We start from the raw sequence: 25,074 nt of genomic DNA, 5'->3' as shown, positions 1-25,074 counted from the left end.
GTCCTTGTGGAGGCCCGGGACGCGCATCGCCAGGATCGCCATGTCGTCGGACGGGGCGTCGGAGGCGAAGCGCTCGACCGCGCGCATGATGCGGGCCGCGACCGCGCCGGCCGTCAGACCCGTGCAGGTGGTCAGGACGTCCGCGAGGCCGTCGTCGCCCAGCATGCGGGTGCCCTCCCGGCGTTCCGTGACGCCGTCGGTGACACAGAGGAGGACATCGCCCGGGTCGAGGGTGACCGCCTGCTCGTAGAGCTCCAGGTCCTCCATGACGCCGAGGAGCGGCTGGGGTTCGGCGGCCGGTTCGACGGTGCCGTCCTGGCGCAGGCGGAGCGGGAGCGGGTGGCCGGCGCAGACGACCTTCAGGTGGGCGCTGCCGTCCTCCTGTGGCCACAACTCGCCGTAGAGCAGGGTCAGGAAGCGGCTGCGGGCTCCCTCGTCGAGGATCGCGGAGTTCAGACGCTCCAGGACCGCGGGGCCGCTCAGGCCCTCCCTGGCGAGGAGGCGCAGGGCGTGCCGGGCGAGGCCGGTGACCGCCGCCGCGTTCGGGCCCGTACCGCAGACGTCGCCGATGGCGAAGCCGTAGGCGCCGTCGCTGATGGGGAAGACGTCGTAGAAGTCGCCGCCGACCTCGTTGCCCTCGCCGGCCGCGCGGTAGATGACCTCGACCTCGACGCCGTCGATCTCGGGAAGCTCGGGGGGCAGGAGGCTGCGCTGGAGGGACTGGCTGATCGCGGTGCGCTCGGAGTAGAGGCGGGCGTTGTCCAGGGCGAGGGCGGCCCGGCGGCTCAAGTCCTCGGCCAGTTCCAGGATTTCCTGGCGGAAGTGTTCGTCCGTGGGCTTGCCGAGGGTCAGCATGCCGATGACGCGGTTGCGGGCGACCAGGGGGAGCACGACGGTCTCGCCGCCCACCGCGGAGGCTGTGGCGAGCGTGGGGCCGATTCCGGAGGCGAGCTGGTGGGTGGGGGCGCCGCTGAGGCCGAGGCTGCGCATGGAGCTGCGCAGGGCCGCCTGGTGGGCGGCCTCGCCGGGGGCCGACCAGACGCGGGCGCCCGGCGTGGGAACCGGGTCCGGGGGCTGGACCTTCGACAGCAACGACTTGATGCCGTCGATGAGTTCCTCGTCCTCGTGCAGGACGTACGACAGATAGGGCTCGGAGGCCTGGTCGGCGATCGTGTAGACCGCGCACCAGGTGGCCAGGGTCGGGACGGTCATCTGGGCCATCAGAGCCAGCGTCTGGTCGCGGTCCAGGGTGCCCGCGAGGAGGTCGGACGCCTCGACGAGGAAGCTCAGGGAGCCGCGGCGCAGGCGCTCCAGCTCGCCCAGGCGGGCCGACTCGACGGCCAACGCGATGCGGTCGGCAGCGAATTGGAGGCGCAGGGCCTCTTCGTTGGAGTATCTGCCGGGGGCTTCCGCGGCCACGCCCAGGGAGCCGGTGAGGCGGCCCTCGACCTTCAGGGGGACGGTGACGACCGAGCGCATCCCGGTGCCGTTCAGGAGCGGTACGGCGCCCGGAACGGCCGACAGGTCGTCGTGGACGGCCGGCATGCGGGCGGAGCCGTACCGGCCGGGGCCCGCCTCGACGGGCACGCGCGCGAAGCGCTGGCGGGCGGAGGGCAGGCCGGTGGAGGCGCGGACCTCCAGCTCCGTCTCGTCGTCGGTCGCGAGGAGCAGGAAGGCGGAGTCGCCGTCGAGCATGTCCCGGGCGCGTTCGACCGTGCGCTGGAGGAGGCCGTCGAGGTCGTCCGGGGCGGGGGAGCCGATGAACACCTCGAAGGGGTCGGTGCTCTGGCCGTCGGAGGACGAGGTGGTGTCGGAGGCGGCGACGCGCAACGGGGTCTGGAGTACGGCCCGTTCGTGGTCACGGACCAGGAGGCAGACCGTGGAGGGCTCGCCGCCGGTGTCGCGGACGCGCAGGTGGGAGGCGTACACCGAAGTGACGCGGCCGTTGGCGGCCCTGATGCCGTAACTGCCTTCCCAGCGCGAGAGTTGGAGGGCCTCGGCGATGCCGGTGCCGGTGCCGGGGGTGTGCGGCCAGGCCGCGAGGTCGGTGAGCGGCTTGCCGATCACCTGTTCGGCGGCGTAACCGAAGAGCTCCTCGGCGTCCTCGTTCCACGAAGTGATGGCGCAGGTGCGGTCGATCTGGACGACGGCGACGCGGACGCGGCCGTCGGCCAGCGGGAGGAGGTCGGCGGGCAGTGACGGACCGGCCGTACGGGTGCCGACCGGGCGTTCGGGGAGGTCGAGCCGGAACCAGACCTGTTTGTGGGTGGGGGTGTACTCGACGCCCCAGCGGCTGGCGAGCGCGGCGCAGAGCTGGAGGCCGCGGCCGCCCTCGCGGTCCAGGTTGCCCATGGTGACGGCCTGGCCCTGGAGGGGGATCTCGCGCTCGGGGTAGCGGTCGGCCACCTCGATCCGTACACCTTCGTCACTGCGCAGGCACAGAACGTCCGCGGAGGTGCCCGCGTGGACGACGGCATTGGTGACGAGTTCGCTGGTCAGGACGACCGCGTCGTCGACGATGTCGGCGAAGCCCCAGCCCTGGAGGGTGTCGCGGACGAAGGACCGGGCTGTCGCCACCGATCGTCCGACGGGCTCGAAGCTGGCGGCCGCGCGCGCGGTGATCACAGAACTCCTCGACCGGTTGTCGACGTGCAGGGCTGCCTGGCCGACCGGCTGGTGCCGCTGCTGCGGCAGACCGCCCGTCGGCCTGGGGTCCGGGTTCTGTCCCCCGGGGATCAGTCCGGTGGTCATGTGTGCGGCCGCCCTCCGATGCCCGCTCGTGCTCGTGCCACCGCCCAGGCCGGACGGACCGGCTCGGCTGGACAGCCGCATGCAAGGTTACTTACCTTCGACGGTCGTGCGGATGCCGGTCTGCAGTGTTTCCGTCCGGAGGGTGTGCGGACGATGTGCGAAGCTGCCGAACTGTTATGGCCGGGTTCAACCAGGGTGAAACACTGGGCAGGCTCCTGAAGAAGGTTCGGGCAGGCCGAGTGCCTACCGCGTGAGGCGGGCAGCAGCCCGTGGTGCGGCTTTGCACGCCCGGTTGAAATATCGCTGTAGTAAGCAGGAGCACGCGGCAGCAACCGGTATGCCGCGCGGTACCACCCGAGCACAGCAGTAACGGTCGACCCCTGCGGGAGGGACACAGTGGAGTCTGGCGCAGCGACGCGGGGCACTGAGACGCGCGCGAAAGGCGGACAGTCCCCGAGCAACCAGCGCAAACCACGCAATGGGACCACCGCGGTGGACACAGCCGCCCTGAACCGGCTGCTGGCCGCGCTGGTCTCCATGCGGGACGGAAACTTCCGCAAGCGGCTCACGGTGTCCGGCGACGGCGTGATGTCGGAGATCGCGGCTGTTTTCAACGAGGTGGCCGACCGCAATCTGCACCTGACGGGTGAGCTGTCGCGGGTGCGGCGCATGGTGGGCCGTGAGGGCAAGCTCACGGAAAGGCTGGAAACAGGTGCCTGCGAGGGCTCCTGGGCGGCCGCCATCGACGCCTCCAACGCGCTGGTGGACGATCTCGTACGGCCCGTCTCCGAGGTCGGCCGGGTGCTCTCGGCGGTCGCGGAGGGCGATCTGTCGCCCCGCATGGAGCTCAGGACCCAGGCGCCGGACGGGACGGGGCATCCGCTGCGCGGGGAGTTCCTGAAGGTCGGGCGGACTGTAAACAACCTTGTCGATCAGCTCTCGACCTTCACCGACGAGGTCACGCGGGTGGCCAGTGAGGTCGGCACCGAGGGCAAGCTCGGCGGGCAGGCACGCGTGCGGGGCATGTCGGGTTCCTGGAAGGACCTGACCGAGTCCGTCAACACGATGGCCTACCGGCTGACGGCCCAGGTGCGGGACATCGCCCTGGTGACCACGGCGGTCGCCAAGGGTGACCTGTCCCGCAAGGTCACGGTGCATGTGGCCGGCGAGATGCTGGAGCTGAAGAACACCGTCAACACGATGGTGGACCAGCTCTCCTCCTTCTCCTCCGAGGTGACCCGCGTCGCGCGCGAGGTGGGTGTCGAGGGTGAGCTCGGCGGCCAGGCGCAGGTGCCGGGTGTGGCCGGTGTGTGGAAGGACCTCACCGATTCGGTGAACCTGATGGCCGGCAACCTGACGGCCCAGGTGCGTGGGATCGCCCAGGTGACGACCGCGGTCGCCAGTGGTGACCTGTCGCAGAAGGTGACGGTCTCCGCACGCGGCGAGGTCGCGCAGCTCGCCGACACGATCAACCAGATGACCGAGACGCTGCGGATCTTCGCGGACGAGGTCACGCGCGTGGCCAACGAGGTCGGTGCCGAGGGACAGCTCGGCGGGCAGGCGAACGTGCCGGGTGCGGCGGGGACGTGGAAGGACCTCACCGATTCGGTGAACACGGTCTTCCGGAACCTCACCACCCAGGTGCGGGACATCGCCGCGGTGACCACGGCCGTGGCCAACGGTGATCTGTCGCAGAAGGTCACCGTGGACGTGGCCGGCGAGATGCTGGAGCTGAAGAACACCGTCAACGGCATGGTGGACCAGCTGTCGGCGTTCGGTGCCGAGGTCACGCGCGTGGCGCGCGAGATCGGCGTCGAGGGTGAGCTGGGCGGTCAGGCGCAGGTGCCCGGGGCCGCCGGTACCTGGAAGGACCTCACCGACTCCGTCAACACCGCGTTCCGCAACCTCACCGGACAGGTGAGGAACATCGCCCAGGTGACGACGGCGGTGGCCAACGGTGATCTGTCGCAGAAGGTCACCGTGGACGTCTCCGGCGAGATGCTCCAGCTGAAGAACACCGTGAACACGATGGTCGACCAGCTGTCCGCCTTCGCCGACCAGGTGACGCGGATGGCCCGGGACGTGGGCACCGAGGGGCGCCTCGGCGGGCAGGCCGTCGTGCCCGGGGTCTCCGGAACCTGGAAGGAGCTCACCGACTCCGTCAACTTCATGGGTGGCAACCTCACCTCCCAGGTGCGGCAGATCGCCCAGGTGACGACCGCGGTGGCCCGGGGTGACCTGTCGCAGAAGATCGACGTGGACGCCCGGGGCGAGATCCTGGAGCTGAAGAACACCATCAACACGATGGTCGACCAGCTCTCCGCCTTCGCCGACCAGGTGACCCGGGTGGCCCGCGAGGTGGGTACCGAGGGCCGTCTCGGCGGACAGGCGCAGGTACCCGGCGTCGCCGGTGTGTGGCGGGACCTGACCGACTCCGTGAACGGAATGGCAGGAAACCTTACTGCCCAGGTCCGGAACATCGCCCAGGTGGCCACCGCGGTGGCCCGGGGTGACCTGTCGCAGAAGATCGACGTGGACGCCCGGGGCGAGATCCTGGAGCTGAAGAACACCCTGAACACGATGGTGGACCAGCTCTCCAGCTTCGCCGACCAGGTGACGCGGGTGGCCCGTGAGGTGGGCACCGAGGGCATCCTCGGCGGCCAGGCGGAGGTGCAGGGTGTCTCTGGCACCTGGAAGGACCTCACGCAGTCCGTGAACTTCATGGCGAACAACCTGACCATTCAGGTGCGCAACATCGCCGAGGTCACCACCGCGGTCGCCAAGGGCGATCTCTCCAAGAAGATCACCGTCGACGCCAAGGGCGAGATCCTCGAACTCGTCACCACCGTCAACACGATGGTCGACCAGTTGTCGTCCTTCGCCGAGCAGGTGACCCGGGTGGCCCGTGAGGTGGGCACCGAGGGCCAGCTGGGCGGCCAGGCGCGGGTTCCGGGTGTCACGGGCATCTGGAAGGACCTCAGCGACAACGTGAACCTGATGGCCAACAACCTGACCATGCAGGTGCGCAACATCTCCCAGGTCGCGAACGCAGTCGCCAACGGTGACCTGACGCGGACGGTGACGATCGAGGCGCGCGGCGAGGTCGCGCAGCTCGCCGACACCTTCAACACCATGGTGAAGACGCTGAGTTCGTTCGCCGACCAGGTCACCAAGGTGGCCCGCGAGGTGGGCACGGACGGCATCCTGGGCGGGCAGGCGCGGGTGCCCGGTGTGGCCGGCACCTGGAAGGACCTCACCGAGTCGGTGAACCAGATGGCGTCCAACCTGACCGGTCAGGTGCGGAACATCGCCATGGTGACCACGGCCATCGCCAAGGGTGACCTGACGAAGAAGATCGACATCGACGCCCGCGGCGAGATCCTGGAGCTGAAGACCACCATCAACACGATGGTCGACCAGCTGTCCTCCTTCGCCGAGGAGGTCACCCGAGTGGCCCGCGAGGTGGGTACCGAAGGACAGCTCGGCGGACAGGCACGCGTGCGGGACGTCGACGGCACCTGGCGCGACCTCACCGAGTCCGTGAATGAAATGGCAGGAAACCTGACCCGCCAGGTGCGCGCCATCGCGCGCGTGGCGACCGCGGTGACCCGGGGCGACCTGAACCTGAAGATCGACGTGGACGCGTCCGGCGAGATCCAGGAGCTCCAGGACTACATCAACAAGATGATCGCCAACCTGCGCGACACCACGATCGCCAACAAGGAGCAGGACTGGCTCAAGGGCAACCTGGCCCGTATCTCGGCGCTCATGCAGGGCCGCCGGGACCTGGAGGACGTGGCCTCGCTGATCATGAGCGAGCTGACCCCGGTGGTGACCGCGCAGCACGGCGCGTTCTTCGTCGCGATGCCGCTCCTGGACGGCAAGGACATGAGCGCCGAGGCAGAGGACCAGTACGAACTGCGGATGCTCGGGTCGTACGGCTACTCGATGGGCTCCATGCCGACGTCGTTCCGGCCGGGTGAGGCGCTCATCGGGACGGCCGCCGAGGAGAAGCGCACGATCCTGGTGGAGAACGCGCCCAGCGGCTATCTGAAGATCTCCTCCGGTCTCGGAGAGGCGCCGCCCGCGCAAGTGATCGTCCTCCCGGTGCTGTTCGAGGGCAAGGTGCTCGGTGTCATCGAGCTGGCTTCCTTCACCCCCTTTACGCAGATCCAGAAGGACTTCCTCAACCAGATCGCCGAGATGATCGCGACCAGCGTCAACACCATCTCCGTCAACACCAAGACGGAGGTGCTGCTGAAGCAGTCGCAGGAGCTCACCGAGCAGCTCAGGGAGCGGTCGGCGGAGTTGGAGAACCGGCAGAAGGCCCTCCAGGCGTCCAACGCCGAACTGGAGGAGAAGGCCGAGCTGCTGGCCCAGCAGAACCGCGACATCGAGGTGAAGAACACCGAGATCGAGGAGGCGCGGCAGGTCCTGGAGGAGCGCGCCGAGCAACTGGCCGTATCGATGCGGTACAAGAGCGAGTTCCTGGCCAACATGTCGCACGAGCTGCGTACGCCGCTCAACTCGCTGCTGATCCTCGCCAAGCTGCTCGCCGACAACGCGGACTCCAACCTCACCCCGAAGCAGGTCGAGTTCGCCGAGACCATCCATGGGGCGGGCTCCGACCTGCTCCAGCTGATCAACGACATTCTCGACCTCTCTAAGGTCGAGGCGGGCAAGATGGACGTCTCCCCGACGCGTATCGCGCTCGTGCAGCTCGTGGACTACGTGGAGGCCACCTTCCGGCCGCTGACCGCGGAGAAGGGGCTGGACCTGTCCGTACGGGTCTCGCCCGAGCTGCCCGCCACGCTGCACACCGACGAGCAGCGCCTCCTCCAGGTGCTGCGCAACCTGCTGTCCAACGCGGTGAAGTTCACCGACTCCGGGGCCGTCGAGCTGGTCATCAGGCCCGCCGGGCGGGATGTGCCGGTGGCGATCCGGGAGCAGCTGCTGGAGGCCGGTTCGCTGCGTGACGCGGACGCCGACCTGATCGCGTTCTCGGTGACCGACACCGGCATCGGTATCGCGGCCAGCAAGATGCGGGTGATCTTCGAGGCGTTCAAGCAGGCCGACGGCACGACCAGCCGCAAGTACGGCGGCACCGGTCTCGGGCTGTCGATCTCGCGGGAGATCGCGCAGCTGCTCGGCGGTGAGATCCACGCGCAGAGCGAGCCGGGCCGCGGATCGACCTTCACGCTGTATTTGCCGCTGCACCCCAGCGAACTGCCGCCGCAGGGCTACCAGCAGTCCATGCCCGCCCTGGAGGCCGGCGATCTGGTGGCGTCCAGGGCGGAGAACGGGCTGTCCGGCACCGAGGTCGAGACGCCGGCCGAGGTGAAGTCGTACCAGGAGACGCAGAACGGCGCCGCGGCGCTGTTCCGGCGCCGTCGCAGGACCGCGCCCGCCCTCGAACAGCGGATCGGACAGCCGGACCAGTGGTCGGCGGTGGAGCACCAGACGGCGCCGCAGCCGCGCCGGGGCATCCGGTTCGGCGGGGAGAAGGTGCTGATCGTCGACGACGACATCCGCAACGTGTTCGCGCTCACCAGCGTCCTCGAACAGCACGGACTGTCGGTGCTCTACGCGGAGAACGGCCGTGAGGGCATCGAGGTCCTGGAGCAGCACGAGGACGTGGCGGTCGTCCTGATGGACATCATGATGCCGGAGATGGACGGCTACGCGACGACGACGGCGATCCGCCGGATGCCGCAGTTCGCGGGGCTGCCGATCATCGCGCTGACCGCGAAGGCGATGAAGGGCGACCGGGAGAAGGCGATCGAGTCGGGCGCCTCCGACTACGTGACCAAGCCGGTCGATCCCGATCATCTGCTGTCGGTGATGGAACAGTGGATGCGGGGGGAGTGATGGGAATCAGCGAAGTTCACGCGGAGTTGCTGACTGAGTGTGCCCGACGCCGTGTAGAACTACGGGATTCGGGGAACCTTCTGGTCTCCCGCTTCGTTCGTGCTACGTGCACAGTGACATCGCGGTGACAGGGTGTGGCGACAGACAGGGTGCGGCTACGATGACCGGCACAAGGACGGGCGGCGAAAGGGAGTCGTCCCCAGGGGCGGCACCCGGTGCACATCCGGGGCGAGGAGGGCGGGCCATGGTGCAGAAGGCCAAGATCCTCCTGGTCGATGACCGGCCGGAGAATCTGCTGGCGCTGGAGGCCATCCTCTCCGCGCTCGATCAGACACTGGTGCGGGCATCGTCCGGGGAGGAAGCGCTCAAAGCGCTGCTCACGGACGACTTCGCGGTGATTCTGCTGGACGTCCAGATGCCGGGCATGGACGGCTTCGAGACCGCGGCGCACATCAAGCGGCGGGAGCGGACCCGGGACATCCCGATCATCTTCCTCACCGCGATCAACCACGGACCGCACCACACCTTCAGGGGCTACGCGGCCGGCGCGGTGGACTACATCTCCAAGCCCTTCGACCCGTGGGTGCTGCGCGCGAAGGTCTCCGTGTTCGTCGAGCTCTACATGAAGAACTGCCAGCTGCGAGAGCAGGCGGCGCTGCTGCGGCTCCAGTTGGAGGGCGGTGGCAAGGCCGCGGTCGGTGACGCCAAGGAGCCGGCCGGTCTGCTCGCCGAGCTGTCGGCGCGCCTGGCGGCGGTCGAGGAGCAGGCGGAGGCGCTGTCCAAGCAACTGGACGACGAGTCCGCGGACGCGGCCGCGGTGGCCACCGCGGCCCATCTCGAACGCAAACTCACGGGGCTGCGGCGGGCGCTGGACGCGCTGGAACCCGGGACCGGGCCCACTTCCTCGGTGTCCTCGCAGAGCTGACGCGGGACCGCCGGTGAGCATCCGTCAATTCACCTGCTCCTCCGGCATGCGTCAGTTCCGCGCCTCTCCAGAAGCGACACGAACGGGTGAAGCACCGGGCACACGTGTCCGTTGCCTTCTCCACCGGTAATCTCACACCCATGGCCTCACGTCCCTCCGCAGCCAAGAAGCAGCCCGCCAAGAAGGCTGCCGCTCCCGCGAAGGGTCCGGCGAAGAAGGCCGCTGCCAAGAAGGCCCCGGCGAAGGCTGCCGCCAGGAAAGCCCCCGCGAAGAAGGCCGCGCCGCCGCGGCCCGCGCCCAGTCCCACCGGTGGCGTCCTCCGGCTCATCCGCGCCGTCTGGCTCGGTCTCGCCCATGCCGTCGGCGCGGTGTTCCGCGGCATAGGGCAGGGCGCGAAGAACCTCGACCCCGCACACCGGAAGGACGGCGTGGCCCTCCTGCTGCTCGGCCTCGGCCTGATCGTCGCCGCCGGCACCTGGTCCAACCTGCGCGGTCCCGTCGGCGACCTCGTCGAGATCATCGTGACGGGCGCCTTCGGCCGGCTCGACCTCCTCGTGCCGATCCTGCTCGCGGTCATCGCCGTCCGCTTCATCCGGCACCCCGAGAAGCCCGAGGCCAACGGCCGGATCGTGATCGGCCTGTCGGCGCTCCTGATCGGTGTGCTCGGCCAGGTCCACATCGCGTGCGGCTCGCCGGCCCGCAGCGACGGCATGCAGGCCATAAGGGACGCCGGCGGCCTCATCGGCTGGGGAGCGGCTACCCCGCTGACGTACACCATGGGCGAGGTACTCGCCGTACCGCTGCTCGTGCTGCTGACCGTCTTCGGCCTTCTCGTCGTCACCGCCACCCCGGTCAACGCCATCCCGCGGCGGCTGCGGGAGCTCGGGGTGCGGCTCGGGATCCTGCCCGACCCGGGCGGGGACGACCTCTCCGAGGACGACGAGCGCTACGACGAGCAGTGGCGCGAGGCGCTGCCCGCGCGCGGTCGCAGGCGCGGGCCCGCGCCCGAGTCGTACGACCCCGACGGCGCCGAGCAGGAGGCCCTCTCGCAGCGTCGTGGCCGCCCCAGGCGCTCCGCGGTGCCGCAGCCCGCGATGGACCGGCAGATGGACGCCGTGGACATCGCCGCGGCCGCCGCCGCAGACCTGGACGGCGTGGTCATGCACGGCCTGCCGCCCTCGCCGCTGGTCGCCGACCTCACCCAGGGCGTGAGCGTGGGCGACCGGGTGGAGACGACCCCGGTGCCCACACCGGTGCCCGCCGCACGGCCCAAGCAGGACGCGAAGCCCAAGCAGGAGAAGCTCAAGGTCGAGGTCGCCGACCTCACCAAGCCGGCTCCCGAGGCGCCGAGCGAGCTGCCCGCGCGCGCGGAGCAGCTCCAGCTGTCGGGTGACATCACCTATGCGCTGCCCTCGCTCGACCTCCTGGAGCGCGGTGGCCCGGGCAAGGCGCGCAGCGCGGCCAACGACGCCATAGTCGCGTCGCTGACGAACGTCTTCACCGAGTTCAAGGTCGACGCCGCCGTCACCGGCTTCACGCGCGGGCCGACGGTCACACGCTACGAGGTCGAGCTCGGACCCGCCGTGAAGGTCGAGCGGATCACCGCGCTGGCCAAGAACATCGCCTACGCCGTCGCCAGCCCGGACGTGCGGATCATCAGCCCGATCCCCGGCAAGTCCGCGGTCGGCATCGAGATCCCCAACACCGACCGGGAGATGGTCAACCTCGGTGACGTGCTGCGGCTCGCGGCCGCCGCCGAGGACGAGCACCCGATGCTGGTCGCGCTCGGCAAGGACGTCGAGGGCGGCTATGTGATGGCCAACCTGGCGAAGATGCCGCACGTGCTCGTCGCCGGAGCCACCGGTTCGGGTAAGTCCTCGTGCATCAACTGCCTGATCACCTCGATCATGGTGCGCGCCACGCCCGAGGACGTCCGCATGGTCCTCGTCGACCCCAAGCGGGTGGAGCTGACGGCCTATGAGGGCATCCCGCACCTGATCACACCGATCATCACCAACCCGAAGCGGGCCGCCGAGGCGCTCCAGTGGGTCGTACGCGAGATGGACCTGCGGTACGACGACCTGGCCGCGTACGGGTTCCGGCACATCGACGACTTCAACGAGGCCATCAGGAACGGCAAGGTCAAGCTGCCCGAGGGCAGTGAGCGCGAGCTCCAGCCCTACCCGTATCTGCTGGTGATCGTCGACGAGCTCGCCGACCTGATGATGGTCGCGCCCAGGGACGTCGAGGACGCGATCGTGCGCATCACCCAGCTCGCGCGCGCGGCCGGCATCCATCTGGTGCTCGCCACCCAGCGGCCGTCGGTGGACGTCGTCACCGGTCTGATCAAGGCGAACGTGCCCTCGCGGCTCGCCTTCGCCACCTCCTCGCTCGCCGACTCCCGGGTCATCCTCGACCAGCCGGGCGCCGAGAAGCTGATCGGCAAGGGCGACGGGCTCTTCCTGCCGATGGGCGCCAACAAGCCCACCCGTATGCAGGGCGCCTTCGTGACCGAGGACGAGGTCGCGGCGATCGTCCAGCACTGCAAGGACCAGATGGCGCCGGTCTTCCGGGACGACGTCGTCGTAGGGACGAAGCAGAAGAAGGAGATCGACGAGGAGATCGGCGACGACCTCGATCTGCTGTGCCAGGCGGCCGAGCTGGTCGTCTCCACGCAGTTCGGATCGACGTCCATGCTCCAGCGCAAGCTGCGGGTCGGGTTCGCGAAGGCCGGGCGGCTGATGGACCTGATGGAGTCCCGGGGGATCGTCGGACCGAGCGAGGGCTCCAAGGCTCGTGATGTTCTTGTGAAGGCTGACGAGCTGGACGGAGTGCTCGCGGTGATCCGCGGGGAGGCTTGAGGGGAGCCCGAAACGGGTGCGGCCACCGATGTTCGATCGTGACTCACCCGTAAGGGATCATTGAGCAACCGTTTCCCTTCGCCGCACGTCAAGTTGAGGGAAGCGAAAAGCTGCTGCCCCACCATCGGCGTGTCCGGCCATACCGATGGCGTACAAAGTCCTACCGCCCGGTTGCCCCACCCTTTCGTACCCCCCCTAGACTGAACCCTCAGCACAGGTGGCTCAAACGCTCGAAAGGCGCCCCCGTGTCCATCGGCAACTCCCCTGAAGACGAGCGTCCGTTCGAAGACGACCGGCAGGAAGCCCGCCTCTCCGTCGGCCACGCCCTGAAACAGGCGCGGATCGCGGCCGGGCTGACCGTCGACGACGTCAGCAACGCCACCAGGGTCCGCATCGCCATCGTGCACGCCATCGAGGCGGACGACTTCGCCCCCTGTGGTGGCGACGTGTACGCCCGGGGCCACATCCGGACCCTGGCCAAGGCCGTCCATCTGGATCCGGCTCCGCTGCTGGACCAGTACGCCGCCGATCACGGCGGCGGACGTCCGGCCCCCACCCCGGCCGCCCCGCTGTTCGAGGCGGAACGCATCCGTCCCGAGCGCCGGGGACCCAACTGGACCGCGGCCATGGTCGCCGCGATCGTCGCCGTGGTCGGCTTCGTCGGGTTCACCGCCTTCAAGGGCGGCGACGACGGCGGGACGACGCAGGTGGCCGACGGCACCACGCCCGCCACCACCAAGGCCCCGACGCCCAAGTCCGAGAAGCCCGCCAAGGACCCGAAGCCGACGCCGTCCGACAGCGCCATCGCCGCGGCGCCCCAGGACAAGGTGACCGTGCAGATCAGCGCCGCCGACGGCAAGAGCTGGATCCTCGCCAAGGACCACAACGGCCGCAAGCTCTTCGACGGACTGCTCCAGCAGGGCGACTCCAAGACCTTCCAGGACAGCGAGAAGATCAACCTCGTCCTCGGCGACGCCGGGGCCATCCAGCTGTACGTGAACGGCAAGAAGATCGACGAGGACTGGCAGCCCGGCGCCGTGGAGCGCCTGACCTACACGAAGGGCGACCCGCAGGTCGGCTGAGGATCTGTTCGGTTTCGCCGCGTTCGGTTTCACCGCGAAGGGGTTGGCCAAGATCGGCCAACCCCTTCGACGTGGGGTGTCAGTGGGACGAAGTAGTCTTGAGCCCATGCCTGAACGCCGTACCGTCGCACTCGTCACCCTTGGCTGCGCCCGTAACGAGGTGGACTCGGAGGAGCTCGCAGGCCGTTTGGAGGCGGACGGCTGGGATCTCGTGGAGGACGCCGCCGACGCGGACGTCGCCGTCGTCAACACCTGTGGCTTCGTCGAGGCCGCCAAGAAGGACTCCGTCGACGCCCTCCTGGAGGCCAACGACCTCAAGGGACACGGCAGAACCCAGGCCGTCGTGGCGGTGGGCTGCATGGCCGAGCGGTACGGCAAGGACCTCGCCGAGGCCCTCCCCGAGGCCGACGGCGTGCTCGGCTTCGACGACTACGCCGACATCTCCGACCGCCTGCAGACGATCCTCAGCGGCGGCATCCACGCCGCGCACACCCCTCGCGACCGGCGCAAGCTGCTGCCGATCAGCCCGGCCCAGCGTCAGGAGTCGGCGGCGTCCGTCGCCCTGCCGGGCCACGGTCCGGCCGTGGCGGAGACTCCTGCCCCCGCCGACCTGCCGGAGGGGCTCGCGCCGGCCTCCGGCCCCCGTGCGCCCCTGCGCCGCCGTCTGGACGGCTCCCCGGTCGCCTCGGTGAAGCTCGCCTCCGGCTGCGACCGGCGCTGCTCCTTCTGCGCCATCCCGTCCTTCCGCGGCTCCTTCATCTCGCGCCGCCCCTCGGACGTGCTGAACGAGACCCGCTGGCTGGCCGAGCAGGGCGTCAAGGAGATCATGCTGGTCTCCGAGAACAACACGTCCTACGGCAAGGACCTCGGCGACATCCGTCTGCTCGAGTCCCTGCTGCCCGAGCTGGCCGAGGTGGACGGCCTCGAACGCGTCCGCGTGAGCTACCTCCAGCCCGCCGAGATGCGCCCCGGCCTGATCGACGTGCTGACCTCCACGCCCAAGGTCGTGCCCTACTTCGACCTCTCCTTCCAGCACTCCGCCCCCGACGTGCTGCGCGCGATGCGCCGCTTCGGCGACACCGACCGCTTCCTGGAGCTCCTCGACACCATCCGCGGCAAGGCTCCCGAGGCCGGCGTGCGCTCCAACTTCATCGTGGGCTTCCCCGGCGAGACCGAGGCCGACCTCGCCGAGCTGGAGCGGTTCCTGAACGGCGCGCGACTGGACGCCATCGGCGTCTTCGGGTACTCCGACGAGGAGGGCACCGAAGCGGCGACGTACGAGAACAAGCTGGACGAGGACGTCGTCGCCGAGCGGATGGCGCGGGTCTCCAGGCTCGCCGAGGAACTCGTCTCGCAGCGCGCCGAGGAGCGTGTCGGCGAGACCGTGCACGTGCTGGTCGAGTCGGTGGACGAGGACGGCGTGTACGGCCGTGGCGCGCACCAGGCGCCCGAGACCGACGGCCAGGTGCTGCTCACGAGCGGCGAAGGTCTGAGCGTCGGTCGTATGGTCGAGGCGAAGGTGGTCGGTACGGAAGGTGTCGACCTGGTGGCCGAGCCGCTCGACGGCTCGCTCGCGTGTAGTGAGGAGGCGGGCAGATGACCGGAGTTCCGGCGTCCGCCGCGGGTGGCCCCTCCGCCGCGAAGGGCGGGCCGGTGGGCGATGTCCCCGGTACCGCTTCCGGAGCGGGCCCCGGCACTCCTTCGGACGCGGTCTCCGGTACGGCCGCTGAGGCGTCGGCGAGTGCGGTGGCCGCTGCGGCCGTCCTCCCCGGGGCGACCGTGGTGCCCGGGGTGGCCCCGGACGCGGAGGACACCGACGGCGGCTCCGGCGCGAGGCCCCCGCGCGGCAAGAAGATCGCGGCCGCGGCCGTCAACCAGGCCAGCGTCTGGAACATCGCCAATCTGCTGACCATGCTCCGGCTGGTCCTCGTGCCCGGCTTCGTCGCCCTGATGCTGGCCGACGGCGGGCACGACCCCGCATGGCGCTCCTTCGCCTGGGCCGCCTTCTCGATCGCCATGATCACCGACCTGTTCGACGGTCACCTGGCCCGCACCTACAACCTCGTCACCGACTTCGGGAAGATCGCCGACCCCATCGCCGACAAGGCGATCATGGGAGCGGCGCTGATCTGTCTCTCCGGGCTCGGCGACCTGCCCTGGTGGGTGACGATCGTCATCCTCGGCAGGGAACTCGGCATCACCCTGCTGCGTTTCCTCGTCATCCGGTACGGCGTGATCCCGGCGAGCCGCGGCGGCAAGCTCAAGACGCTCAGCCAGGGGATCGCCGTGGGGATGTACATCCTGATGCTGACGGGGTGGCTGGCCACCGCGCGGTTCTGGGTGATGGCGGTGGCGGTCGTGCTGACCGTCGCGACCGGGCTCGACTATGTGAGACAGGCCATTGTGCTGCGCAGGCAGGGAATCGCCGAGCGCGAGGCGGCGTTGGAGGAGACGGAAGCGTGAATTCCCCGGCCGCCCAAGTGGTGCGACTACTCACCGTGAAGGGTCAGACGCTCGCGGTCGCCGAGTCGCTCACCGGCGGGCTGGTTGCGGCGGAAATCACAGCGGCTCCCGGGGCGTCCCAAGCGTTCCGGGGTTCGGTGACGGCCTACGCCACCGAACTGAAGCATGAGCTGCTGGGTGTCGACGCCACCCTGCTGGACCAGCGAGGTGCGGTGGATCCGCAGGTCGCGGCCCAGATGGCGGCCGGAGTGCGCAAGGCGCTCGGCGCCGACTGGGGCATCGCGACCACCGGGGTCGCGGGCCCGGAGCCACAGGACGGCAAGCCCGTCGGAACGGTTTTCGTGGCTGTCGACGGTCCCTCCGCGGGCGCTTCCGCGGCAATCGGTGGCGGGAAAGTGACCGCACTGCGGTTGAACGGCGACCGCGCGGAAATTCGTATGGAGAGTGTACGGAGCGTACTCGCTTTGCTCCTGGAAGAGCTTACGGGCGAACAGACCGGGAATGAGCGGGCACAGGATACGGAACGGAACGGGGGGTTTTGATGTTTGCAGCCCTGAGTGAACACGACATCGCTCCCCGCACGGCCGCGGCGCAAGGCGGTACGGTGGGGCGTGAAGGATGCGGCTACGCGGTCCGAGGAGGGAGCCACCGATGATTCTGCTCCGTCGCCTGCTGGGTGACGTGCTGCGTCGGCAGCGCCAACGCCAGGGCCGTACTCTGCGCGAAGTCTCCTCGTCCGCCCGAGTCTCACTCGGCTATCTTTCCGAGGTGGAGCGGGGGCAGAAGGAGGCTTCCTCCGAGCTGCTCTCCGCGATCTGCGACGCGCTGGACGTACGGATGTCCGAGCTCATGCGGGAAGTGAGCGACGAGCTCGCCCTCGCCGAGCTGGCCCAGTCTGCTGCGGCCACCCCCAGCGAGCCCGTACCGGCGCCGGTGCGCCCGATGCTGGGTTCCGTCTCGGTCAAGGGTGTGCCACCGGAACGGGTGACCATCAAGGCGCCCAGCGAAGCGGTGGACGTCGTCGCGGCGTGACGCTCACGGCTGGTGTGAGCATGTGCTGACAGCGCGCTGAGAAGAAGTGTGCGAGGCCCCGGACGGGCTTCTCCGGTTGATCTGGAGAGGCGCCGGTCGGGGTTTTCGTGCATGTTGGAGCGGTGGCGCGTGCGCTGTGCTGGGTGCCGGGCTTCGGGTCGGTGTGTCGGGGCGGTGCTGTGTCGGGCTCCGGGTGCGTGTGCCGGGCGGTGCTGTGTCGGGCTCCGGGCGTGTGTGCCGGGCGGTGTCGTGTGTTGGTGACGGTGGGCGTTTCGGTGCGTCTGTGTGCCTGGGGTGCGCCCTCCCCCGTGGGTGAAGCGGAGGTCTAGCGTCCGGGCTGGAGGTGGCTGCATGGCGGGGCCGACAGTGTGCCGGGGGGTGGCTCTCGGGCTCGGGGTGCTGTGGTGGTGGGCCGTGGCACGGCTGGTGCTGGCGCCGGACGCCGGGGTGCTTGAAGGGGCGGTGGCGGCCGGGGGGTGGGGGCTGAGTCTGTTGCCGGTGCACTGTGTGCCTAAGGGGCGGGCTTTGGGGGCGCTGGGGGCGGGGCGGTGGCGTCGGGCTTGGGGGGCGGGGAGGGAGGCCGGTAGGGGCGGGGGCGGTGGTTGAGCGCGGGGTAGGGCGGTCGGAGTGCTGACGTGGTCGGGGTGGCGAGGAGCGACGCGGTCGGGCGGGAGGGGGATCCGACGACCAGCGAGGGCGGGGGTCGGTAGGAGGAAGGCGGCCGGGGCGCTGACGGCCGTGTAGGTTGCCGCCTTCGCCGGGGTCCACCCTGAACGGGGTGGGCGGACGGGTGACCGGGATGAGGGCCGGCGGCTCTTCGCGGCTGCCGTCGGAGTCGGCCGGGGCCGGTCGGACGAGGGGGCCGGGGGGTGGTGAAGGGGGCGCAGGGGGCGGATCCGGATCGGATGGGTGTGGGGCCTGGCCGGGGAGCTTGGGGGATTGATGGAGAGGGCGCTGGGGGCGGATGTGGGTCGCATGGTGTGGATCGGGTCGGGGAGCCTCGTTGCCGTTACCAGGGCATTGCTACTCCGCCGTTCGGGCGGAGGATCTGGCCCGTGGTGAAGGATGCGGCGTTGGAGGCCAGGTGGAGGACTGCGTGGGCGATGTCCTCCGGTTCGCCTACTCGCCTGAGGGGTGACATGCGGGACATGAGGGCCTCGGTGTGGGCCTGGGCATCCTCGTCGTGGCGGTCGGTCATGGGGGTGCGGATCCAGCCCGGGGCGACCGCGTTGACCCGGATGCCGTAGCGGCCCACCTCCGTGGCCAGGGTCTTCGTCAGCTGGACCACCGCCGCCTTGGCCGCGCCGTAGCAGAGCAGGCCGGGGCCTCCGGTGTCCACGGCTCCCGAGGCCATCGTGACGATGCTGCCCTTGGTTCCCTGCGCGATCATCAGGCGGGCCGCCTCCTGGCAGGCGTACAGCACTCCCTTGAAGTTGACGTTCAGGACGCGGTCGAGGTCTTCGTCCCTCGTCTCCAGAACCGGGCTGCTGTGCATGATCCCGGCGATCGCGGCCAGGACATCCAGGCGCTCGCAGGAGGTGATGGCCCGCCGGAGCTGCTCGCGGTCGGTGACGTCCAGCGGATGCGTGTGCGCGGTGCCGCCGGCGTCCTTGATGAGGGTCGCCGTTTTGTGCAGGCCCTTCTCGTCGCGGTCCGCGCAGTGCACGGTGGCGCCCGCCTCGGCGAGCAGGACGGCGGACGCGCGGCCGATACCACTCGCCGCGCCGGTGACGAACGCGGTGCGTCCGGTGAGGTCGTACGCGCTGACGGCCATGGAGCGACCGTACGAGGGTTTCTGACGGAGCGTCAATTGGTCGTACGGCGTGAGGTTCCGGGGTGTCCGCTCGGTGCTCCTCGGTGGGGGCCCGGGGCCGGGCCGGTCTGGCAGTGGGGGCACCAGTAGGTGGGGCGGTCGCGGGAGCCGTCGCCCTGGTCGGCGACCCGGATGGAGGTGTGGCAGCGCAGGCAGGGGCGCGGGGCGCGGCCGTAGACGAAGAGGTCCTGGCCGCGGCGGCCCGTCGTGGTGCGGATCAGGCGGTCGCGGTTGGCCTCCAGGAGCTTCTTCGCGAGCGTGGGGAGGTGGGCGGTGCGGTCGGCGGGGAGGGCGCCGATCGGGAGCCAGGGGGTGGCGCCTAGCAGGAAGCAGAGCTCGCACTTGTAGACATTGCCGATGCCGGCGAGGTTGTGCTGGTCGAGGAGGGCCTCGCCGAGGGGGCGGGCGGGGTCCTGGAGGAGGTTCGCCAAGGCGCGCTCGGGGTTCCAGTCCGGGCCCAGGAGGTCGGGGCCGAGGTGGCCGACGGCCTTGTGTTCGTCGGTGGTGCGGAGGAGTTGCAGGACGGGGAGGCGGTAGCCGACGGCTGTGCGGTCGGCCGTGCCCAGGATCGCCCGGATCTGGTGGGTGGGGCCGCCGGTCCAGCGTTGGTTGTTGGCGTACACCTTCCAGGCGCCGTCCATGCGGAGGTGGGAGTGGAGGGTTAGGCCGCCTTCCATGCGGGTGAGGAGGTGTTTGCCGCGGGGGGTGACGTCCAGGACGTGGCGGCCTGTGAGGTCCGCGGTGGCGTATTTCGGGACTCTCAGGTCGCTGCGGGTGAGGGGTTTGCCGGCGAGGGCTTCGTGCAGGCGTCTCGCGGCTTGCCAGACGGTGTCTCCTTCGGGCATGGGTCAAGGGTGGCATGCGGGGTGGGGTGGGGGTCGGCCTCGGCTTCGCCTTCGGCCTTTGGGGGTTCCCACCCGCACCACCCGTGCGGGTTTCGTGGTCGGGTGCGGGTGGCCCTTGTGGGGGTTGTCGCCGTTGGCGGGTGCGGGTGCGTGGTCGTTTCGGGGGCGTAGGGCAGGCGGCGCCGGGTCGTCCTGGGCGCTGCGAGGTGGGGAGGGCGTCGGGGTGCGGGTCTTCCTGGAGCGGAGGGCTGGCGGGCGTGTTCTCTTGAGCTCAGGCGCGGAGGCGGAGGCCTCGGGGGGTGGCGATGAAGCCCGCTGATTCCAGGAGGGTGCCTGTGGGGGAGGTCAGGGCTGGGGTGCCGTTGATGCGTTCCACTGTCACCGTGCCCAGGGAGCCGGCCTTGGCTGCTGCCGCCAGGGACTCGGCTGCCGTGCGCAGGCGGGGGTCGTCGGTGGGGTTCGTGTCGGGCGTGGAGGGCCAGGCCAGGAGGGTTTTGCCGCCTCGCTCCATATAGAGCGTCAGCTCGCCGTCCACCAGGACGACCAGGGAGCCGGCCTTGCGGCCCGGCTTGTGGCGGGCCTCGGTCGGGGGATCGGGCCAGGGGAGGGCGGCGCCGTAGGCGTTGGCGGGGTCGGCGGCGGCCAGGACTACGGCTCGGGACGCGTCGGCGGTGTGGTGCCTGCGGTTGCCGAAGCCTGAGCCGGGCGTGAGGTGGGAGTACTGGTCCGGCGAGGCGGGCGGGGGGTAGTCCCGCGGGGAGATGTACTCGTCGCGGGAGGCCGGGGAAGCCGGGGTGTGGTCAGGGTCGAAGGGGCCGAAGGCGTCTGCCCAGTCGAAGTCCTCGGGGGCGGGGGTGGTGCCCGGGTCGGTGAGGGTGTCGGGGGTTTCCGGGGTGGTGGGCGGGAGGGGTTCGCCTCGGTCGCGGGCGTTGGCGACCGCTCGTAGGCGGTCCACCGCTCCGTCCATGGCGAACTGGGCGGCGCCCAGGCCCTCCACCACGTAGCCGCGGCGGGCCTGGCCGCTGTCCTCGAAGGCGGACAGGACGCGGTATATCGCCGAGAAGCCGCCCTCCACGCCCTCCGCCGCGACCGCTCCGCGGGTGACCACTCCATGGCGGTCGAGGAGGGTGCGGGCGAGGGCGTGGGCGCGGACCGTCGGGTCGGACTCGTGGGCGGGCAGGAGGGACCAGCGGCCGGCCACCGTCGGCGGGCCGGTGCGTGAGGCGGTGCGGGCCGCGGCGGTGAGGGAGCCGTAGCGGCCGCGCGGGATGCTGCGTTTGGCGCGGTGGGCGGTGGAGCCCGCGGTGCGGCCCGAGCCCAGCAGCGCGCGCATGGGGGTGAGGGTGTCGTTGGTCAGGCGGCCGGACCAGGCCAGGTCCCATACGGCGTCGGCCAGTTGGGGGTCGGTGGCGTCGGGGTGGGTGGTGGCGCGGACCTGGTCGGCGATCTGGCGGAAGAACAGGCCGTAGCCGCCGGCGAGGGCGTCCAGGACGGACTGGTGGAGTGCCGTCAGCTCCAGGGGGTGGGGTGACGGCAGGAGCAGCGGGGCCGCGTCCGCGAGGTAGAGGGAGACCCAGCCGTCCTTGCCGGGGAGCGCGCCCGCCCCGGCCCACACGATCTCTCCGGCGGCGGTGAGCTCGTCGAGCATGGCCGGGGTGTAGTTGGTGACGCGCGACGGCAGGACGAGCTTCTCCAGGGCGGAGGCGGGCACGGACGCGCCCTGCAACTGCTCGACCGCCCGCACCAGGCCGTCGATGCCCCGCAGGGAGTGCCCCTTGCCGATGTGCTGCCACTGCGGGAGGAACTGGGCGAGGGCCGGCGGCGGCACCGGTTCGAGTTCGTGGCGCAGGGCGGCCAGGGAGCGGCGGCGCAGACGGCGGAGCACGGTCGCGTCGCACCACTCCTGGCCGATGCCCGCCGGATGGAACTCTCCCTGTACGACCCGCCCGCTCGCGGCGAGCCGCTGCAACGCGCCCTCGGTGACCGCCGTGCCCAGGCCGAAGCGGGCCGCGACCGTTGCCGAGGTGAACGGGCCGTGGGTGCGGGCATAACGGGCGAGAAGGTCACCGAGGGGGTCCTTGACCGGCTCGGTGAAGGCCTCCGGGACACCGACCGGCAAGGCGGTGCCGAGGGCGTCGCGCAGGCGGCCCGCGTCCTCGATCGCCGCCCAGTGGTCGGCGCCGGCGACACGGACCCTGATCGCGCGGCGGGCTCGGGCGAGGTCCTGCGCCCACTGCGGTTCGGCGCCCCGCTCGGCCAGCTCCGCGTCGGTGAGCGGGCCGAGGACGCGCAGGAGGTCCGCGACTCCCTCGGCGTCCTTGACGCGGCGGTCCTCGGTGAGCCACTGGAGCTCCCGCTCCAGCTCGGTCAGCACCTCTGCGTCGAGCAGCTCCCTGAGCTCCGCCTGGCCGAGGAGCTCAGCCAGCAGCCGGGAGTCCAGTGAGAGGGCCGCCGCGCGGCGCTCGGCGAGGGGTGAGTCGCCCTCGTAGAGGAACTGGGCGACGTAACCGAAGAGGAGGGAGCGGGCGAAGGGGGAGGGCTCGGGGGTGGTGACCTCGACCAGGCGGACCTTGCGGGACTCCAGGTCGCCCATCAGCTCCACGAGGCCCGGGACGTCGAAGACGTCCTGGAGGCATTCGCGGACCGCCTCCAGGACGATCGGGAACGAGCCGAACTCGCTCGCCACCTGGAGCAGTTGGGAGGCGCGCTGGCGCTGCTGCCACAGGGGGGTGCGCTTGCCGGGGTTGCGGCGGGGGAGCAGGAGCGCGCGGGCGGCGCACTCGCGGAAGCGGGAGGCGAACAGGGCCGAGCCGCCGACCTGGTCGGTGACCATCTGGTCGACCTCGCCCTTGTCGAAGACGACGTCCGCGGCGCCGACGGGGGCCTGCTCCGCGTCGTACTCCGTGCCGATCCCGGTCGGCTCCCGGTCGAGGAGGTCCAGGCTCATCAGGTCCGCGTCCGGCAGCCGGAGCACGATCCCGTCGTCGGCGTGCATGACCTGGGCGTCCATGCCGTAGCGCTCGGAGAGCTTGGCGCCGAGGGCCAGGGCCCAGGGGGCGTGGACCTGGGCACCGAAGGGGGAGTGGACGACGACCCGCCAGTCGCCGAGCTCGTCGCGGAAGCGCTCCACGACGATGGTGCGGTCATCCGGGATGTGACCGCAGGCCTCGCGCTGCTCGTCGAGGTAGGACAGGACATTGTCGGCCGCCCAGGCGTCCAGGCCCGCCGCGAGGAGGCGCAGGCGGGCGTCTTCCTTGGGGAGCGAACCGACCTCGCGGAGGAAGGCGCCCACCGCGCGGCCCAGTTCGAGGGGGCGCCCCAGCTGGTCGCCCTTCCAGAAGGGGAGCCTGCCGGGGACGCCGGGGGCGGGGGAGACCAGGACGCGGTCGCGGGTGATGTCCTCGATGCGCCAGGAGCTGGTGCCGAGCGTGAAGACGTCCCCCACGCGCGACTCGTAGACCATCTCCTCGTCCAGCTCGCCGACCCGTCCGCCGCCCTTCTTGGGGTCGGAACCGGCGAGGAAGACGCCGAAGAGGCCGCGGTCGGGGATGGTGCCGCCGGAGGTGACGGCGAGGCGCTGGGCGCCGGGGCGGCCGGTGACGGTGCCGGCGATGCGGTCCCAGACCACGCGCGGGCGCAGCTCGGCGAAGGCGTCGGAGGGGTAGCGGCCGGCGAGCATGTCCAGGACCGCGGTGAACGCGGACTCGGGGAGGGCGGCGAAGGGGGCCGCCCTGCGGACGCTGGCGAGGAGGTCGTCGAACTGCCAGGTGTCCATGGCGGTCATCGCGACCAGCTGCTGGGCGAGGACGTCCAGGGGGTTCGCCGGGACCTTGAGGGACTCGATGGAGCCGGTGCGCATCCGCTCGGTGACGACCGCCGCCTGGACCAGGTCGCCGCGGTACTTCGGGAAGACCACGCCGGTGGAGACGGCGCCGACCTGGTGGCCGGCGCGGCCGACGCGTTGCAGACCGGAGGCCACCGAGGGGGGTGATTCGACCTGTACCACGAGGTCGACGGCGCCCATGTCGATGCCGAGTTCGAGGCTGGAGGTGGCCACCACCGCGGGGAGGCGGCCTGCCTTCAGGTCCTCTTCGACCAGGGCGCGCTGTTCCTTGGAGACCGAGCCGTGGTGGGCCCTGGCGATGACCTGGGGTGCGCCCTGGGCCGCGCCCGAACCGCCCATGAGCTCCGCGGGGGCGTGGTGTTCCTCCAGGGGTTCGCCGGTGGCCCGCTCGTAGGCGATCTCGTTGAGGCGGTTGCAGAGGCGCTCCGCGAGGCGGCGGGAGTTCGCGAAGACGATCGTGGAGCGGTGGGACTGGACGAGGTCGGCGATGCGCTCCTCGACGTGGGGCCAGATCGAGGGGCGTTCCGCGTTGCCGCCGCCGTCGTTGGCGTCGGCGACCGGGGAGCCGCCGAGTTCGCCGAGGTCCTCCACCGGGACCACGACCGAGAGGTCGAACTCCTTGCCCGACTTCGGCTGGACGATCTCCACCTTGCGGTGCGGGGAGAGATAGCGGGCGATCTCGTCCACCGGGCGGACCGTGGCGGACAGGCCGATGCGGCGGGCCGGCTTCGGGAGGAGTTCGTCCAGGCGCTCCAGGGAGAGGGCCAGGTGGGCGCCGCGCTTGGTGCCGGCCACGGCGTGGACCTCGTCGAGGATCACTGTCTCGATGCCGGTGAGCGCGTCGCGGGTCGCCGACGTCAGCATCAGGAACAGGGATTCCGGCGTGGTGATCAGGATGTCCGGGGGGCGGGTGGACAGGGCTCGGCGCTCGGCGGCGGGGGTGTCGCCCGAGCGGATGCCCACCTTGACCTCGGGTTCGGGCAGGCCCAGGCGGACGGATTCCTGGCGGATGCCGGTGAGGGGGCTGCGGAGGTTGCGCTCCACGTCGACGGCGAGGGCCTTCAGGGGGGAGACGTAGAGGACTCGGCAGCGCTTCTTGGGGTCGGCGGGTGGGGGTGTGGAGGTGAGCTGGTCCAGGGCGGCGAGGAAGGCGGCGAGGGTTTTGCCGGAGCCGGTGGGGGCTACGACCAGCACGTCGGAGCCCTCTGCGATGGCCTGCCAGGCGCCTGACTGGGCGGTGGTGGGGGCGTCGAAGGCATGCGTGAACCAGGCGCGGGTTGCGGGGGAGAAGTGGTTCAGGGGTGGGGGTGTTGGGCTGGCCATGGGTCCATCGTGCACCTTGGGTCTGACAACGGGGGCTGACAGCGGGGCTGGCCTGGGGGTTCGTGGTCTTGTGCGGGTTCGGTGGGGGCGGGCGTTTTGCGCAGTTCCCCGCGCCCCTGGAGGACTGCGGCGGCCCGTTGCGGTCCGGTGGGGGCGTCTGTAGCGCCTTCGGTTCGGTTTCGGGTCGGGGCCGGGCGCGTCTGCACGAGCGTCCAGATGGCCCGCCCCAGGGGCGCGGGGAACTGCGCGACCAGCCACGACGCACCC

Annotated in this window: 13 protein-coding genes; 9 read left to right on the top strand and 4 right to left on the bottom strand. The window is 70.7% G+C overall.

Annotated features, from left to right (window positions below; genetic code table 11):
* The coding region (locus ACFULQ_RS24765) for a SpoIIE family protein phosphatase (protein ID WP_383547257.1) at positions 1-2,751 on the bottom strand (2,751 nt) is incomplete at its 3' end.
* A gap of 396 nt (positions 2,752-3,147) precedes the next feature.
* Here ACFULQ_RS24765 and ACFULQ_RS24760 point away from each other — a divergent pair.
* The 9 genes from ACFULQ_RS24760 (at position 3,148) to ACFULQ_RS24720 (ending at position 17,588) form a co-directional block, all read left to right on the top strand.
* Positions 3,148-8,619, top strand: coding sequence for a HAMP domain-containing protein (locus ACFULQ_RS24760; RefSeq protein WP_383547255.1), 5,472 nt, complete (start codon positions 3,148-3,150; stop codon positions 8,617-8,619).
* A gap of 244 nt (positions 8,620-8,863) precedes the next feature.
* Positions 8,864-9,544: a two-component system response regulator gene (locus ACFULQ_RS24755; protein WP_383547253.1), complete on the top strand. Its 681-nt coding sequence runs from the start codon at positions 8,864-8,866 to the stop codon at positions 9,542-9,544.
* A 140-nt stretch (positions 9,545-9,684) separates the two neighbouring features.
* Entirely contained in the window at positions 9,685-12,405 is a 2,721-nt protein-coding gene (locus tag ACFULQ_RS24750; protein WP_383547251.1) for a DNA translocase FtsK, read from the top strand.
* A gap of 245 nt (positions 12,406-12,650) precedes the next feature.
* On the top strand, positions 12,651-13,487 hold the full coding sequence (locus ACFULQ_RS24745; RefSeq protein WP_383547250.1) for a helix-turn-helix domain-containing protein: 837 nt from the start codon (positions 12,651-12,653) through the stop codon (positions 13,485-13,487).
* A gap of 106 nt (positions 13,488-13,593) precedes the next feature.
* A complete protein-coding gene (gene rimO, locus ACFULQ_RS24740; RefSeq protein WP_383547248.1) occupies positions 13,594-15,087 on the top strand; it encodes a 30S ribosomal protein S12 methylthiotransferase RimO in 1,494 nt (497 codons plus the stop codon).
* Positions 15,084-15,950 carry a CDP-diacylglycerol--glycerol-3-phosphate 3-phosphatidyltransferase gene (gene pgsA, locus ACFULQ_RS24735; RefSeq protein ID WP_383547247.1) on the top strand — a complete coding sequence of 289 codons (867 nt, stop codon included), beginning with the start codon at positions 15,084-15,086 and terminating at the stop codon, positions 15,948-15,950. Before rimO ends, pgsA begins: the two co-directional genes overlap by 4 nt.
* Positions 15,947-16,492: a CinA family protein gene (locus ACFULQ_RS24730; protein WP_383547245.1), complete on the top strand. Its 546-nt coding sequence runs from the start codon at positions 15,947-15,949 to the stop codon at positions 16,490-16,492. The genes pgsA and ACFULQ_RS24730 overlap by 4 nt, the downstream gene beginning before the upstream one ends.
* A gap of 109 nt (positions 16,493-16,601) precedes the next feature.
* Positions 16,602-16,982, top strand: a complete 381-nt coding sequence (locus tag ACFULQ_RS24725) for a helix-turn-helix domain-containing protein (RefSeq protein ID WP_007385114.1) — start codon at positions 16,602-16,604, stop codon at positions 16,980-16,982.
* A gap of 351 nt (positions 16,983-17,333) precedes the next feature.
* A complete protein-coding gene (locus ACFULQ_RS24720) occupies positions 17,334-17,588 on the top strand; it encodes a hypothetical protein (RefSeq protein WP_383547243.1) in 255 nt (84 codons plus the stop codon).
* A gap of 403 nt (positions 17,589-17,991) precedes the next feature.
* Here ACFULQ_RS24720 and ACFULQ_RS24715 read toward each other — a convergent pair whose 3' ends face one another.
* The 3 genes from ACFULQ_RS24715 to ACFULQ_RS24705 form a co-directional block, all read right to left on the bottom strand.
* The gene (locus ACFULQ_RS24715; protein WP_383547241.1) at positions 17,992-18,756 is read right to left on the bottom strand and encodes an SDR family NAD(P)-dependent oxidoreductase; all 765 of its coding nucleotides are present in this window, start codon (positions 18,754-18,756) and stop codon (positions 17,992-17,994) included.
* Positions 18,757-18,788: 32 nt separating this feature from the next.
* Entirely contained in the window at positions 18,789-19,640 is an 852-nt protein-coding gene (locus tag ACFULQ_RS24710; RefSeq protein WP_383547239.1) for an Fpg/Nei family DNA glycosylase, read from the bottom strand.
* A 271-nt stretch (positions 19,641-19,911) separates the two neighbouring features.
* Positions 19,912-24,807 (bottom strand): ATP-dependent helicase, encoded by a 4,896-nt coding sequence (locus tag ACFULQ_RS24705; RefSeq protein ID WP_383547237.1) that lies wholly within the window; start codon positions 24,805-24,807, stop codon positions 19,912-19,914.
* Between the last annotated feature and the right edge of the window lie 267 nt (positions 24,808-25,074).

Origin of the sequence: Streptomyces sp. NPDC057253, assembly GCF_042669125.1 — a bacterium.
Lineage (GTDB): Bacteria > Actinomycetota > Actinomycetes > Streptomycetales > Streptomycetaceae > Streptomyces.
The sequence above is the reverse complement of the archived record's forward strand: the minus strand, read 5'-3'. Positions and strand labels throughout refer to the sequence as shown.